Genomic DNA, 16,737 nt, shown 5'->3' with positions numbered 1-16,737 from the left:
TTCCTCTTCCTTCTCATCAGGACCTGCGGGCGGAACGAACGGCCCTCAGTCCCACTGTGCGAGCCCTTCACGGTCCGCCTCGAAGCGGACGGGCAGGCTCTCCAGACCACTGAGGAAGTTGGAGAACACCGGTTCCACCGGGCCGTTGGGCTCGACGCGGTCCGCCACCGTACGCAGTCCGTCGAGCATGGCGTTGATCTCGACACGGCCGAGGAACGCACCGAGACAGAAATGCGGCCCGTAGCCGAACGACACGTGCTTGTTGGGGGTGCGCGCCAGGTCGAACGTCTCGGGGGCGTCGAAGACGCCCTCGTCCCGGTTGGCGGAGGTGTTCCACAGGGTGACGATGTCGTCGGCGGCGATCCGCTGACCCGCGACCTCGACGTCCCGCAGCGCCCGGCGGCCGAAGTGCATGCCCGGGGTCGTCCAGCGCAGCACCTCTTCCACCGCGCTTTCCACCGTGACCTCGCCCTGTTTCAGCGCGTTCCACTGCTCCGGGTGACGCATCAGTGCCTGCAGCCCGCCGATCATCGACAGCCGGCTGGTCTCGTCGCCGCCGATGATCAGGCTGTAGCAGTTCAGGACGATCTCGTCCTCGTCGAGCGGCTTTCCGTCGATCAGGCCGGTGGCCAGCACGCTGATGACGTCGTCGACCGGGTTCTTCCTGCGCTCCTCGGCGAGCTCGCCGAAGTACAGGAGGATCTCGTTGCGGGCGAGCCAGGAGTCCTCGGCACTGGTGTCGGCCGTACTGGAGCTGAGTGCCTGCTTGTTGAGGCCGAGCAGGAAGGCGCGGTCCGACTCGGGGACGCCCAGCAGGTCGCAGATGGTGGCGATCGGGATGTGCTCGGCGACATCCCGCGCGAAGTCCGCCTCGCCCCGCTCCACCGCGCCCTTGAGGAGCAGGCGGGTGCGCTGCACGACCTGCTCCGAGATGTGCCGCAGGGCGCGCGGCGAGAACGACTTGAGCATCAGCTTGCGGATCGCCGCGTGCCGGGGGCCGTCGGTGACCGCGAGCATCTTGCCCGCCGCGGAGTCACTGCCGTGCAACAGCGTGACCAGCAGGTTCCCCCGCTCGGAGGTGAAGTCGTCGTCGTCCTTGTACACCTTCATGATGTCGTCGTACCGGGACAGGACCCAGAACTCGGGTCCGGCCGCGGTCGCCGGATGACGGTGTACCGGGCGCTCGGTGCGGAACCGGCGCCACATGGCGTGGACGTCGGTCGTCTGATAGGTCAGGGGATCGGTCAGGTCGAAGCTGTCGAGCTCACGGTCCTCGACGTCGGCTCCGCCCAGTGCCGTCGCGGTGGCGCTGGTCATAGGGGCATGCTCCAAGTCGGTGCGCTGTGGCGGGTCGTCGGTACGGTGGTACCCCGGCGGTTCACCGGAGCTCACGCAACTGCGCTGCGAGGGCCCGGCCGATCTCGCCGATGGGCCCTGGCCGGGTCAGCTCGTTGTGCCCGCAGTCGACGACCTGGATGTCGACCCGCCCCTCCACGAAGGGCCGCCACGCCGTGGCCATCGCCTGCGGGGAGGCATGGTCCCGGCCTGCGACGGTCAGCATGACATCGCCACGGACGATGCCCAGTAGACCAGGGCTGTAGGCGTGGATGATGCTCCTCGACATGTTGGTGCCAACACGGGCGAGCGCGCCGATATGGCGCTTTTCCAGGCCGGCGAGAGCGCTGTCCCCGGCCTGCAGGACCTCCATCACCTGCTCGTACACCAGCGGCTCGGCCGGGTCGCGGTCCCCTGCCCGGCCGCTGAGGTCCAACAGCGTGGCCAGCACGTCCTGTTCGTCGTACTCGAGACCCTCGTGATCCTCGGCGGGGATGTCCGGGTCGGTGTCCAGCACGGCCAGCAGCCCGACCTGCTCGCCCGCCTCCTGGAGCCGGGTGGCGATCATGTGCGCGAGGATTCCGCCGAGGGACCAGCCCACCAGGTGGTAGGGACCGGACGGCTGGACGCCGCGTATCCGGTCGAGGTAGTCGTCGGCCATCTCCTGGATGGAGGAGGGCAGTTCCTCGTCGCGGGCGAGCCCTCGAGCCTGGATCGCGTAGATCGGGTGGTCGGCCGGGATGTGCCGCAGCAGGCCCGAGTAGCCCCACCCGATACCGGCTCCGGGGTGCAGGCAGAACACGCCCGGCTTCGAGCCGCCGGGCCGCAGGGGCAGCAGCACGTCGAACGGGTCGTGGTCGGAACCGGCGGTGAGCTCGGCGGCCAGCGCGGCCACGGTCGGGTTCTCCAGCAGGCTGCGCACCGAGAGCCGCACGCCGAACGCGGCCCGCGCCCGGCTGATCACCCGGGTCGCGAGCAGCGAGTGCCCGCCGAGATCGAAGAAGTTGTCGTCGACGCCGACCCTGGGCAGCGAGAGCACCTCGGCGAACAGACCGCAGAGCACCTCCTCCTCGGGGGTGCGGGGGGCACCGCTGCCCAGGGCCCCGGTGAACTCGGGGTCGGGCAGCGCCTTGCGGTCCAGCTTTCCGTTCGGCATCAGCGGAACCTCGTCCAGCCGCACGAACGCGGAGGGCACCATGTACTCGGGGAGCCTGTCGGCCAGACCGTCCCGCAGCGCGACCGGTTCCAGGCAGCCGGCCGGTCCGGCCGGGTCCGCCGCAACGACGTAGGCCACGATCATCCGGTCGCCCTCGGCGTTCTCCCGCACCACCGCCACCGCACGGCCGACACCGGGAAGCGCGGCGAGTGCCGACTCGATCTCGCCGAGTTCGATCCGGAAGCCGCGGACCTTCACCTGGTCGTCGGCGCGGCCGAGGTACTCCAGGGCGCCGTCGTCGGTCCAGCGCACCAGGTCCCCGGTGCGGTACATCCGCTCGCCGGGCCCGCCGTACGGGCAGGCGGTGAACCGTTCGGCCGTCAGTGCCGTACGGCCCAGGTAGCCACGGGCCAGACCGTCCCCGGCCACGTACAGCTCACCCGGTACGCCGACGGGTACGGGGCGCAGCGTGCCGCCCAGCACGTAGACCCTGGTGCCGCGGACCGGTCGGCCGATGGGCGGGGTGCCGGCCCCCGCGGCCAGGGGCCCGCTGAGGGTGGCCGCGACGGTGGCCTCGGTCGGCCCGTAGGCGTTGACCATGCGACGGCCCGGCGCCCAACGGTCCACGAGTTCGGCGCCGGTGGCATCGCCGCCGACGACCAGGGAGCGGAAGGCGGGCAGCCCTTCGACGGGCACGGTGGCGAGCGCCGCCGGCGGCACCAGGGCATGGGTCACCCGCTGCTCGCGCAACACCTCGGCGAGGGCCTCGTCGGCGAGCGGGCCGGGAGGTGGCACCACGAGCGCGGCCCCGGCCGGCAGCGCGGAGCACAGCTCCAGCACCGAGGCGTCGAAACTCGGCGAGGCGAACTGGAGCACCCGCGCCGTGCCGTCCACGGCGAACCCTTCGGCCACCGCGGCGGAGAAGGCCGCCAGCCCGGTGTGCTGCACCAGCACACCCTTGGGCCTGCCGGTGGAACCGGAGGTGTGGATGACGTACGCGGGATGACCGGGCAGCAGCGCGGCGGTGCGGTCGGAGTCGGTCAGGTCGTGGGCCGGCAGCGCGGCCAGTTCCCCGGTGACGGCCGGGTCGTCCAGCCGCAGCACCGGGAGTCCGGCCGGCGGCGTGCCCTGCGGCAGGGTGACACCGGAGGCGGTGACGGCGAGCACCGGCGCCGTGTCCTCGAGCATGAACGCGATGCGCTCGGCCGGGTAGGACGGGTCCACCGGCAGGTAGGCGGCCCCGGACTTGAGCACCGCGAGCTGCGCCACCACGATGTCCACCGACCGGGGCAGCAGCAGGGCGACGATCTTCTCCGGCCCGGCCCCGCGCGCGGCCAGCAGCCGGGCGAGCCGGTTGGCCCGCTCGTTCAGCTCGGCGTAACGGAGCAGGGCCCCCGGCGCGACGACGGCGTCGGCGTCCGGGGTGCTGCGGACCTGTTCCTCGAACAGTTCGGGGAAGGTCCGGGCCCGCGGCCCGTCGCCGCTGCGGCTCCATTCGTCGACCAGCCGCCGGTGCTCCTGCGGGGAGACGACGTCCAGTCGGCCGACGGCCTGCTCCGGGTCCTCGACCACGGCCCGCAGCAGTGCCTCCAGACGGCCGCCCATCAGCCGCACGGTCTCCTCGGAGAACAGGTCGGGCCGGTAGCTCAGCCGCAGGTGCAGCCGGGGGCCGGGAACGGCCGCGAGACTCATCGGGTAGTGGTTGGCGTCCTCGCCCACCAGCCCGGTGACCCGCAGCTCGTCCGGGTCACCCGGGTCCTCGGCCGCCAGCGCGGACGGGTCGACCGGGTAGTTCTCCGTCACGGTGAGGGTGTCGAACAGCTCGCCGACGCCCTCCTTCCAGCCGCCGAGTGACTGGACTTCGGTGAGGCTCAGCTGCTGGTGGCTCATGAGGCCGGACTGCTGCCTCTGCAGCCGGGCCAGGAGTCCGGCCAGCGATTCGGTGGGGTCGAGGGTGACCCGGACCGGCAGGGTGTTGATGAACAGTCCGATCATGTGCTCCACACCGGGCAGCTCCGGCGGGCGCCCGGAGACCGTACCGCCGAAGACGACGTCGTCCCGGCCGGTGAGGCGGCCCAGCAGCAGCCCCCACACGCCCTGCAGAACGGTGTTCAGCGTCAGACCGCTCCCGCGGGTCCGCGCCGCCAGCGCCGAGGTGAACTCCTCGGACAGGTCCAGCGTGTGATGGCGCGGCCGGACCGGCCGGCGGGACGGGTCCGCGGGGGCCAGCAGGGTGGGCTCGCAGACGTCCCCGAGCACCTCGCGCCAGGCCTGCTCGCTCTGCGCCCGGTCCTGCTTGGCCACCCACGCCAGATAGTCGCGGTACGGCGTGACATGCGGCATACCGGACGCGTCGCCGTGCTGCCTGTACAGCGTGAAGAGCTCGCTGACCAGCAACGGTGTGGACCAGCCGTCCAGCAGGATGTGATGGTTGCTCACCACGAGCCGGTGCTCGCGCTCGCCGAGGCGTACCAGGGTGAAGCGCACCAGCGGCGGCCGGTTCAGATCGAAGCGGCGCGCGCGGTCCTCGGCCAGCGTCTTCTCCAGCGCGGCGGGCCGCTCGTCCTGCGGCAGCCCGCCGAGGTCGACCTCCCGGTAGGGCGGCCGGACCCGGCTGCGGATCACCTGCACCGGGCGCTCCAGACCCTCGTGCCGGAAGCCGGCGCGCAGGCTGGTGTGCCGGGCGACGAGCGCGGCGACGGCGGCCGTCATCCGCTCGGTGTCCACCAGACCGGTCAGCTCCAGCACCAGCTGCACCGTGTAGACGTCCATCTCCTGCTCGTCGAGCAGTGCGTGGAACAGCAGCCCCTCCTGCAGCGGTGACAGCGGGAGCACGTCCTCGATCGCCGGCTTGGTCATCGGTTCCTCCAGTCGGTGCCGGCCTCGGCATCGTCGTGTGCGGTGTTCTGCTGGTTCTGCCGCGTCCCTCGGTCCCGGTGACCGTCGGACGCGTCGGGACCGTCGAAGTCGTCCTCGAGGTCGTCCTCGAAGGCCTCGTCGAGGTCGTCTCCGAGGCCGTCGATGTCGTGCTGGCTCAGTGACACCAGGGGCAGGTCGGAAGGCGTCCAGCCGCCGGCCTCGGGAGCGGCCGCGTGCTCGGCGAGCATGCGGAGCATGCGGAACCACCCTTCGGCCAGCCCGGCCACGTCCTCCTCGCCGAGGAGTTCCCCGGCCCAGGTCCAGGTGGCCACGAGCTGCGGGCCCCCGGGGCCGTCCTGGGTGAAGGCGTTGACCTCCAGCGGGTGCGCGAGCGGCATGGCGTCGTCGGAGCCGCCGCCGAGCCCGCCCGACTCGGGGGCCGGGCCCCAGTCCGCGGCCTCGGCCGCCTCGCCGCCCCCGCCGAGCCGGCCCAGGTAGTTGAACCCGATCTGCGGCGGGGCGAGTTCGGCCAGGACGGCCCGGGTGTTCGGGTTGAGGTAGCGCAGCAGCCCGTAGCCGAGCCCGTTGTCGGGCACCGCACGCAACTGCTCCTTGACCTGCTTGAGCACCCTGCCCGCGCCCGAGCCGGTGGCGGCGAGCCGCTCCCAGTCCTGGTGGCCGGTCTCCAGCCGTACCGGGTGGATCCCGGTGAACCAGCCGACCGTGCGCGACAGGTCGCAGGCGGCGTCGCCCGGTCCGGTCCGGCCATGGCCTTCGAGGTCCACCAGCACACCCCGGGTGCTGCGGCCCCGGCTCTCCTGCCACTCGGCCACGGCCAGCGCGAATCCGGTCAGCAGCACGTCGTTCACCCCGGCGTGGAACGCGGAGACGACGGAGGTCAGCAGCGGTTCGGTGTGCTCGCGGGCGAGGGACAGGGTGAGGGTGCGCGCGGTCGCCCGGGTGTCACGCGCCGGATCGAGCGGACGCTCGCCGAGCAGCGGTTCGGCGGCGGCCAGCATCGTCGTCCAGCGGCTCAGGTCACCGACGCGTGCGGGCTTGTGGGCCTCCTCGTTCAGCAGGCGGGCCCAGGTACGGAAGGACGTGGGCACCGGTTCGAGCACCGGCTTGCCACCACCGGCCAGGGCTTGGTACGCCGCGGCCAGATCGGGGGTGATGACCCGCCAGGAGACGCCGTCGACCACGAGGTGGTGGGCGATCAGCAGCAGCCGTCCCGGATGGTCCGGGCCGGCGTCGAACCAGACCGCCTGGACCATGACGCCGTTCTCGGGCGAGAGCCGGTCCCACGCCGCGGTGGCGTGCTCCTCCAACGCTTCGGCGAGCGACTCGGCCCGTACCGGACCCGACGGCAGCGCCGCCCTGTACAACAGGTCGCCCGCGTCGACCGTGCCACGCTCCGGGACCTCCAGCGACCAGCCGTCGGCGCCGCGCGTCAGCCGCGCCCGCAGCATGTCGTGGTGGTCCAGCAGCGTCTGCAGCGCGGCCGTCAGATGCCCGGCCGACGCACCCGCGGGGACCTGGAGCAGCGTCGACTGGTTGAAGCGGTCGACGGGGCCGCCGCGCTCCTCCAGCCAGCGGACGATCGGCGTCGCCCCCACGGTCCCGATCCCGGCGTCCGGGCCCTCGTCGGCCGTGCGGTCGACGACGGCGGCGACGGTGGCCAGCGCCTCGACCGTCTTGTGCTCGAAGATGTCGCGCGGGGTCAGGAGCAGTCCGGCCCTGCGGGCGCGGGCGACGAGCTGGATGGAGACGATGGAGTCGCCGCCCAGGTCGAAGAAGCCGTCGTCCACGCCGACGGCGGGCAGCCCGAGGACTTCGGCGAACAGACCGCAGAGCAGCTCCTCACGTTCGGTCCGCGCCGCGCGGCCTCCCGCCGCCGCGGCGAAGTCGGGGGCGGGCAGCGCCTTGCGGTCGAGCTTGCCGTTGGCGGTCAGCGGCAGGACGTCGAGCGTGACGAACGCCGACGGAACCATGTACTCGGGGAGCTGCGTACGCAGGTGCTTGCGCAGGTCCTCCGCCTCCGGGGCTCCGCTCTCCGCCTGCGGGACGACGTACCCGACGAGCTTGCGGTCGCCCGGTCGGTCCTCCCGTACGACGACGGCGACCTGGCCGGTCTGCGGGTGCGAGGCGAGGCAGGCCTCGATCTCGCCGAGTTCGATGCGGAAGCCGCGGATCTTGACCTGCTGGTCGGCGCGGCCGAGGTACTCCAGGTCACTGTCCTTGGTGCGGCGTGCCAGGTCGCCGGTGCGGTACATGCGGGTGCCGGGCGGGCCGTACGGATCGGCGACGAAGCGCTCGGCGGTCAGGGCATGGCGGCCGAGGTAGCCGTCGGCCAGGCCCGCGCCGGCCACGTACATCTCACCGACGACACCGGCGGGGACCGGAGCGAGGCGCGCGTCGAGGACGTGCACCCGCAGGTCGGGGATGGGCCGGCCGATGAGACTGCCCGGGGCGGACTTGGCGGTCAGCTGGTCCAGGGCGCGGTGGGTGACGTGGACGGTGGTCTCGGTGATGCCGTACATGTTGACCAGGCGGGGGGCGTCCTCGCGGTGGCGGCCGTACCACTCCTCCAGTCGCCACAGGTCGAGGGCCTCGCCGCCGAAGACGACGTAGCGCAGGGTCAACCGGGCGGCCAGGTCCGGGCGTTCGCCCTCGGCCCGCATCAGCTGGTGGAAGGCGGAGGGGGTCTGGTTGAGGACGGTGACCTTCTGGTCGGCCAGCAGTTCCAGGAAGTCCTCCGGGGAGCGGGAGACCTCGAAGGGGACGACGACGAGGCGGCCGCCGTGCAGCAGGGGGCCCCAGATCTCCCAGACGGAGAAGTCGAAGGCGTAGCTGTGGAAGAGGGTCCACACGTCGTCGGGTCCGAAGCCGAACCAGTGGTCGGTCGCCGAGAACAGCCGCACCACGTTGCCGTGGGGGACGACGACGCCCTTGGGGCGGCCGGTGGAGCCGGAGGTGTAGATGACGTAGGCGGCGGAGCCGGGGCAGAGCAGGCCGCCGCGTTCGGTGTCGGTGAGGTCGTCGTCGGCCAGGTCGGTCAGGTCCGCCGGTACGTGCGGGTCGTCCAGGACGAGGAGGGCCGCGTCACCGCAGTCGACGCCCGACAGGTCCACGCCGGAGGTGGTGACGACGAGGGCGGGGGAGGAGTCGGCGACCATGTGGGCGAGGCGGTCGGCGGGGTAGTCGGGGTCCATGGGGACGTAGGCGGCGCCGGATTTGATGACGGCGAGCAGGGCGGTGACGAGTTCGACGGATCTGGGCAGGGCGAGTCCGACGAACCGGCCGGGTCCGGCGCCGGTGGCGACCAGCCGGCGTGCCAGCCGGTTCGCCGAGGCGTTCAGCTCGCGGTAGGAGACCGTTCGGTCGCCGCAGAGCAGGGCGGTGGCGTCCGGTGTGCCGGCGGCGCGGTCCTCGAACAGCTCCGCCAGCGACGGTCCGTCCGCACCGGCCCGGTCCACCACCGCACCGGCACCGGCGAGAGCGGCATCCCACTCGGCCACGTCCAGGACGTGCACGTCGCCGAGCGCCCGGTCGGGCTCCTCGGTCCACGTGGACAGCAGCCGCACGAAACGCTCGGCCAGGCTGTCGGCCGTGGACGCGTCGAAGAGGTCGACGGCGAACTCCAGAGCGCCCGTGATCCCTGCGGCCGAACCGTCGGGAGCCCGCTGCTCGGTGAGGCTCAGCGCCAGGTCGTACTTGGCGACGCTGTGCTCGACCGGGTGACCGCCGAACGTCAGCCCGGGCAGTTCCAGGCCGTCCGCGGCGGGGGTCTGGTTGTGGAAGGTCAGGTTGACCTGGAACAACGGGTGCCGGGCCGCCGAGCGCTCCGGGTTCATCACCTCCACGAGCCGCTCGAACGGAACGTCCTGGTGCGCGTAGGCAGCGAGGTCGGTGTCCCGGACCCGTGCCAGCAGCTCCCGGAAGGTCGGATTGCCGGAGGTGTCGGTGCGCAGCACCAGGGTGTTGACGAAGAAGCCGACGAGGTCGTCGAGGGCGCTGTCGGTCCGTCCGGCGACCGGCGTGCCGATCGGGACATCCGTGCCGGCCCCCATCTTGGTGAGCAGGGCGGCGGTGGCCGCCTGGAGGACCATGAACACGCTGGTACCGGTACGGCGTGCCAGCGTCGCGATCCGGGCGTGCAGCTCGGCATCGAGTTCCAGCGGGACCAGGCCGCCGCGGTGGGAGGAACGCTGGGGCCGCGGCCGGTCGGTCGGCAGCGCCAGCTCCTCGGGGAGATCCGCGAGAGCGGTACGCCAGTGCTCCAGCTGAGCCGAGACCTTGCTGTCCGGGTCGTCCTCGCTGCCCAGCACCTCCCGCTGCCACAGCGTGTAGTCCGCGTACTGCACCCGCAGGGGCTCCCAGTCGGGAGTCCGTGCCAGGCGGCGCGCCGCGTAGGCGGTGGACAGGTCCCTGGCCAGCGGCGCCAGCGAGGCGCCGTCGGCGGCGATGTGGTGCACCAGCAGGTGGAGCACATGCCGGTCGGGAGCGAGAGCGAAGAGGTCCGCCTTCAGCGGTACATCGGCCGTCAGGTCGAAGGCGTGGCCGGCCGCGGCGCTCAGCGCGCCGGGCAGTTCGGCTTCGGTGACCTCGGTGACCGGCAGTCCGAGACCGAGGGCGGCTGCCTCCAGCACCAGCTGGCGCGGGCGCCCGTCGGTGTCGGGGAAGACGGTCCGCAGGCTCTCGTGCCGGTCGACCACGTCGCGCAGCGCGGCGGCGAGAGCCTCCCGGTCCAGGTCGCCGCTCAGACTCAACGCCAGCGGGATGTTGTACGCGGCGCTGGGCCCGTCGAAGTGACCGAGGAACCACAGCCTGCGCTGGGCGAAGGAGAGCGGAACCTCCGCGGGGCGTTCGACCGCGCGCACCGGGGGACGTACCCCGGACTCCGAGCCGAGCTGCCGGACGAGCGCGGCCACGGTCGGGTGCTCGAAGACGCTGCGCACCGGCAGCTCCACGCCGAGCTCGTCCCGGATGCGGCTCGCGAGCCGGGTGGCCAGCAGGGAGTGGCCCCCGAGGTCGAAGAAGCCGTCGTCGACGCCGACGGCCTCCACTCCCAGCACCTCGGCGAACAGGTCGCAGAGCAGCGCTTCCTGGACGGTCCGGGGGGCCCGGCCCGCACCGGTGGCGGTGATGTCGGGTGCGGGGAGGGCGGTGCGGTCGAGCTTGCCGTGGACGGTCAGGGGGAGGGTGTCGAGGGGGACGATCGCGGCCGGGATCATGTGTTCCGGCAGCGATGTCCGCAGTGCTTCCCGCACCGTCGTCGGATCGGTCGTGTGGCTGTCGTCCGTGACGATGTAGGCGACCAGGCGGCGGTCGCCGGGGCGGTCCTCGCGGAGGGTGGCGGCGGCCTGGCGGATGCCGTCGAGGTGCCGGAGGGCGGTTTCGATTTCTCCGAGTTCGATGCGGTGGCCGCGGAGTTTGATCTGGTCGTCGGTGCGGCCGAGGTAGGTGAGTTCGCCGTCTGCGGTCCAGCGGGCCAGGTCGCCGGTGCGGTACATGCGCTCGCCCGGTGTTCCGTAGGGGCATGCGATGAAGCGTTCGGCGGTGAGTTCGGGTCGGTTCAGGTAGCCGCGGGCCAGGCCGGTGCCGGCCACGTACAGCTCGCCCACCACGCCGGGGGCGGCGGGGCGCAGCCCCTCGTCGAGGACGTAGGTGCGGGTGTTGGTGATGGGGGTGCCGATGGGCACGCTGTCCGGTGGGGTGCCGGTCAGGGGGGTGCTCATGGTGGCGCAGACGGTGGTTTCGGTGGGTCCGTAGGCGTTGATCATGCGGCGGCCGGGTGCCCAGTTCGCGACGACCTGGGCGGGGACGGCTTCGCCGGCGACGACGAGGGTGGTCAGGGTGGGCAGGTCCGAGGGTTGCATGGCGGCCAGGGCGGCGGGGGGGATGGTGGCGTGGGTGACGTGGAGGTCGCGGACGGTGTCGGCGAGGTCGGGGCCGGGGCGCAGGTGGTCGGCGGTGGCGGTGATGAGGGTGGCGCCGGAGAGCCAGGTGGTGAAGACCTCGGAGACGGAGGCGTCGAAGCTGGGGGAGGCGAATTGCAGCAGGCGGCTGTGGGGGGTGAGGGCGAAGCGGTCGATCTGTGCGGAGGCGAGGTTGCCGACGCCGGTGTGGGAGACGACGACACCCTTGGGGCGGCCGGTGGAGCCGGAGGTGTAGATCACGTAGGCCGGGTGGGCCACGGTCAGCGGGGACAGGCGGTCCGCGTCCGTGAGATCGGTGGCGGCGTTGTCGTGGAATGCGTGGTCGCCGAGCGGGAGATCTCCGATGTGCAGGATGGTGCGTGTGCCGGTGGTGGTGTGCGGGAGGCGGGACAGGTCGCGGGTGAGGACGAGGACGGGGTTGGCGTCGTCGAGGGTGTAGGCGATGCGGTCGATGGGGTGGGCGGGGTCGATGGGCAGGAAGGCGGCGCCGGTCTTGAGGACGGCGAGTTCCGCGACGAGGAGTTCCACGGAGCGGGGCAGGACCAGGGCGACGATGCGTTCGGGTCCGGCGCCGTGGCCGATCAGGTGCCGGGCGAGGCGGTTGGCGCGCTGGTTGAGTTCGCTGTAGGTGAGGCTCTCGCCGTCCGCGGCGGCCAGGGCGGTGTGGGTGGGGGTGCGGGCGGCCTGGGCCTGGAACAGGTCCGGGAGGGTGCCGGTGAGGACCGGGGTGGTGGTGTCGTTCCAGGTGGTCAGGATGTCGGTGCGCTCGGCGGTGGACAGGACGTCCACCGTGCCGACCGGGGCGTCGGGGTCGGCCACGACCGCGCGGAGCACCCGCTCCAGCCGGCCGAGGAACGTCTCCACGGTGGTCCGGTCGAACAGGTCCAGGGCGAAGTCGACGAACCCGTCCAGCCCGGCCGGGGAACCGTCCCCGGCCGACCGCTCACCGAAGGTCAGAGAGAGGTCGAACTTGGCGGCGCCCGTGTCCGTGTCCTCGTTCCGTACGGTCAGACCGGGCAGCTCGAGGTCGCTGCCACCCGCGTTCTGCAGGGTGAGCATGACCTGGAAGAGGGGATGGCGGGCCAGGGAGCGCTCGGGGCTGACCAGGTCGACGAGGCGCTCGAAGGGGACGTCCTGGTGCGCGTAGGCCTCCAGGTCGGTCTCCCGGACCCGGTCCAGCAGCTCCCGGAACGTCGGGTCGCCGGAGGTGTCGGTGCGCAGTACCAGGGTGTTGACGAAGAAGCCGACGAGGTCGTCCAGCGCGCTGTCGGTGCGTCCGGCGACCGGGGTGCCCAGCGGCACGTCGGTGCCGGCGCCGAGCTTGCCCAGCCAGACGGCGACGGCGGCCTGCAGCACCATGAACAGGCTGGCGCCGGACTCCCGCGCCAGCGCGGCCAGTCCCGCGTGCACGTCCGCGTCCAGGGCGAAGGGGACCACGTCGCCGCGGTAGGAGAAGTGTGGCGGGCGCGGCCGGTCCGCCGGCAGGGACAGCTCCTCGGGCACACCGGCCAGTGTCTGGCGCCAGAACTCCAGCTGGCCGGAGACCACACTGTCCGGGTCGTCCTCGCTGCCGAGGACCTCCCGCTGCCACAGTGCGTAGTCCGCGTACTGCACCGGCAGTTCGTTCCAGGCCGGCGCCTCGCCGCGGCACCGTGCCGTGTAGGCGACCGACAGGTCACGCGCCAACGGGCCCATGGACCATCCGTCGGCGGCGATGTGGTGCAGCACGAGCAGCAGCACGTGTTCCCGCTCGCCGAGCCGGAACAGCGTCGCCCGCAGCGGCAGGTCGGCCGAGAGGTCGAAGCCGCGCGCCGCGGTCGCGTCGAGCGCCGCCCGCAGCTCCTTCTCACGGACCTCGACGATGTCCAGCCGGGGCGCCGCCCCGTCCAGGACGAGCTGCACCGGGCTGCCGCCGACCTCTCGGAAGACGGTGCGCAGCGCCTCGTGGCGGCCGACCACGTCCCGCAGGGCCGCGGCCAGTGCGGCGGAGTCCACCGAGCCGGTGAGCCGCAGGGCGACCGGCAGGTTGTACGTGGCGGCCTCCGCGCCGTCCAGTCGGCTGAGGAACCACAGCCGCTGCTGCGCGTACGAAACGGGCAGGTGCTCGGGGCGCGGTCCGCGGGACAGGGCCCTGCGGGCCGGTCGTGCGTCGCCGAGCAGGAGGGCGAGCCCCGCCGGGGTGGGCGTCTCGAACAGGGCCCGGATGGGCAGTTCGACATCGGCCTCGGTACGGATCAGGCTGATCAGACGGGTGCCCAGCAGGGAGTGGCCGCCCAGCTCGAAGAAGCTGTCGTCGGCCCCGGCCGGGGCGTCGAGTCCGAGGATCTCCCCGAACAGCCGGCACAGCAGCGCCTCCTGCGCGGTCGCCGGAGCGCGGCCGGGCTCTCCGCTCTGTACCTCGGGCGCGGGCAGGGCCTTGCGGTCCAGCTTGCCGTTGGGGGTGAGCGGCAGGGCGTCGAGGGTGACGAAGGCCGACGGCACCATGTACTCGGGCAGCGCGGCCGTCAGGTGCCTGCGCAGCGCACCGGCGTCCGCCTCCGGGGCGGTGGTGGCGTCGGGGACGGTGTAGGCGACGAGCCGTCTGTCGCCGGGGCGGTCCTCGCGGACCAGGACGGCCGCCTGGGCGACGGCCGGGTGGGCGACCAGGACCGACTCGATCTCGCCGAGTTCGATGCGGAAGCCGCGCAGTTTGACCTGGTCGTCGGCGCGGCCCAGGTACTCCAGGGCTCCGTCGGAGCCCCAGCGGACCAGGTCGCCGGTGCGGTACATGCGGCTGCCCGCGTCGCCGTAGGGGCAGGCGGTGAACCGCTCGGCGGTCAGTGCCGCACGGCCCAGGTAGCCGCGGGCCAGCTGCTCGCCCGCGAGGTAGAGCTCTCCCGCCACGCCCGGGGCGACCGGCCGCAGCGCCGCGTCCAGCACGTACACCCGCGTGTTCCACACCGGGTGGCCGATCGGGACGGAGCGTGCCCCCTCGGAGGGCTCGCAGGTCCAGTGGGTGATGTCGACGGACGCCTCGGTCGGGCCGTAGAGGTTGTGCAGCTCGGCGTCGAACAGTTCGAAGAAGCGGGAGCGCTGGTCGCCGGTGAGGGCCTCGCCGCTGCAGATCACCCGACGAAGGGACTCCCCGCATCCGGCCGCGGCCGGCTCGGCGAGGAAGGCCTGGAGCATGGACGGCACGAAGTGCAGTGTGGTGATCCGTTCGGCGCGGATCAGCCCGGCCAGGTACACCGGGTCCCGGTGGCCCTCGGGACGGGCCAGAACCAGGGTGGCACCGGTGATCAGCGGCCAGAAGAACTCCCACACCGACACGTCGAAGCCGGACGGCGTCTTCTGGAGCACCCGGTCGTCGGCGCGCAACCCGTAGCGGTCCTGCATCCACAGCAGCCGGTTGACGATGCCCCGGTGCGGCACGGGCACACCCTTGGGGCGGCCGGTGGAGCCGGAGGTGTAGATGACGTAGGCCGGGTTGTCGGGCCGGGCGGTGTCCGGCAGCGGTGAGGCGTCGAGCGACTCGAGTCCGGTGAGCAGCGCCGGGTCGTCCAGTGCCAGCCGGGGGACGGGGAGGTCCAGGTCCTCGGGGAGCGCGGCCGCCGCGACCGTGAGCAGCAGGGCGGGCTTCGCCTCGGTGAGCAGATACCCGATGCGGTCGGCCGGGTAGTCCGGGTCGACCGGCAGGTAGGCGGCGCCGGCCTTGAGGACGGCGAGCAACGCGACGACGAGCTCGGGGGAGCGCGGCACCGCCACGGCCACCGTCCCCTCCGGACCGACCCCCTCGGCCACGAGGCGGCGGGCGAGGCGGTTGGCGCGGGCATCGAGCTCGGCGTAGGTGAGGGTGGTGTCCTCGAAGACGAGGGCCGACGCGTCCGGGGTGCGGGCCGTCTGCTCGGCCAGGAGACCGTTCAGGGTGGTGGCGGGCACCTCGTGACCGGTGTCGTTGCGGCGTACGAGGAGTTCGTGCCGCTCGACGGGGCCGAGGACGTCGATCCGGCCGATGGCGCGGTCCGCGTCCGCGACCACGGCCTCCAGCAGCCGGACGAAGCGGGTGGTGATCTTCTCGACGGTGGTTCGGTCGAAGAGGTCGGTGCTGTACTCGACGATGCCGTCGAGTCCGTCGTGGCTGCCGTCGGCGCCGCGCCTCTCGCCCAGCTCCAGCGCGAGGTCGAAACGGGCCGAGTGGGTCTGCACCGCACGGGGTGCGACGCTCAGACCGGGGAGCTCCAGGGTGGCCCGTTCGGTGTTCTGCAGCGTGAGCATCACCTGGAACAGCGGGTGCCGGGCGAGGGAACGCCCCGGGTTGAGGACCTCCACGAGCCGGTCGAAGGAGACGTCCTGGTGGGCGTAGGCGGTGAGGTCCGTCTCGCGGACCCGGCTCAGCAGCTCCCGGAAGGTCGGGTTGCCGGAGGTGTCGGTGCGCAGTACCAGGTTGTTGACGAAGCAGCCGACGAGGTCGTCGAGGGCCTCGTCCGTGCGGCCCGCGACGGCGGTGCCGATGGGTATGTCCTCGCCGCAGCCGAGCCGGTCGAGCAGGGCCGCGAGGCCCGCCTGGAGGACCATGAAGAGGCTGCAGCGGCTGTCGCGGGACAGCTGGACGAGCCCCCGGTGCAGCTTCGGAGTGAGCGAGAAGGCGACGACGTCGCCCCGCAGGCTCGCCTGCGCGGGGCGCGGACGGTCCGTGGGCAGCGCCAGCTCCTCCGGCAGGCCGGCCAGGACCTGCTTCCAGTGGGCGATCTGACGTGCTCCGACGCTGTCCTGGTCGTCCTCGTCGCCGAAGAGATCGTGCTGCCAGAGGCTGTAGTCGGCGTACTGCACCGGCAGAGGCTCCCACGCGGGAGCCTCGCCGGCCCTGCGGGCGGCGTAGGCGGCCGACAGGTCGCGGGCGAGGGGCGCGAGCGACCACCCGTCGCCCGCGATGTGGTGCAACAGGAGCAGCAGGACGTGCCGCCGCTCGTCGAGGGCGAAGAGAGTGGCCCGCAGCGGGGTCTCGGCCGCCAGGTCGAACGGAAGGGACGCGGCCTCGGCGAGCCGGTCGTCGAGGTCGTCGTCGGTGGCGGCGACGGGAAGGAACGGAGCGGCCGGGGCCGGGGGCAGGACGACCTGGTGGGGACGGCCGTCGGCCTCGGCGAAGACGGTACGCAGGCTCTCGTGCCGGGCGACGACGTCGGCCAGCGCCTCACTCAGGGCGTGCCGGTCCAGGTCGCCGTCGAGCTGCAGCACGAGCGGGATGTTGTAGCCCGCACCGGTGGTGTTGAAGCGGCCGAGGAACCACAGGCGCCGCTGGGCGAAGGAGAGCGGGACCTCGGTCGGCCGCGGCCGGGACTCCAGGGCCGGCCGGCCGTCCGCGGACCGCTGGAGGAGGGCGGCGAGCCCGGCCGGGGTGGCCGACTCGAAGAGGCTGCGCAGCGGCAGCTCGGCGTCGAACGCCGACCGCACGCGGCTGACCAGGCGGGT

3 protein-coding genes (1 of these 3 running past the window's edge) are annotated in these 16,737 nt (G+C 72.7%); all 3 read right to left on the bottom strand.

The window, feature by feature from the left end; all coding sequences use genetic code 11:
• Positions 1-45: 45 nt before the first annotated feature.
• Entirely contained in the window at positions 46-1,317 is a 1,272-nt protein-coding gene (locus PYS65_RS07125; RefSeq protein WP_279332945.1) for a cytochrome P450, read from the bottom strand.
• Positions 1,318-1,378: 61 nt separating this feature from the next.
• The gene (locus tag PYS65_RS07120) at positions 1,379-5,350 is read right to left on the bottom strand and encodes an amino acid adenylation domain-containing protein (RefSeq protein WP_279332944.1); all 3,972 of its coding nucleotides are present in this window, start codon (positions 5,348-5,350) and stop codon (positions 1,379-1,381) included.
• Positions 5,347-16,737: the 3' portion of a non-ribosomal peptide synthase/polyketide synthase gene (locus tag PYS65_RS07115; RefSeq protein ID WP_279332943.1), read on the bottom strand. 3,003 nt of this gene lie beyond the right edge of the window; only the last 11,391 of its 14,394 coding nucleotides appear in the window; its start codon lies off the right edge, out of view; the stop codon is at positions 5,347-5,349. Before PYS65_RS07115 ends, PYS65_RS07120 begins: the two co-directional genes overlap by 4 nt.

It is taken from the genome of Streptomyces cathayae (genome assembly GCF_029760955.1).
In the GTDB taxonomy this organism is placed as follows: Bacteria; Actinomycetota; Actinomycetes; order Streptomycetales; family Streptomycetaceae; genus Streptomyces; species Streptomyces cathayae.
Note: the sequence above shows the minus strand (reverse complement) of the source record. Positions and strands in the feature narration are given on the sequence as shown.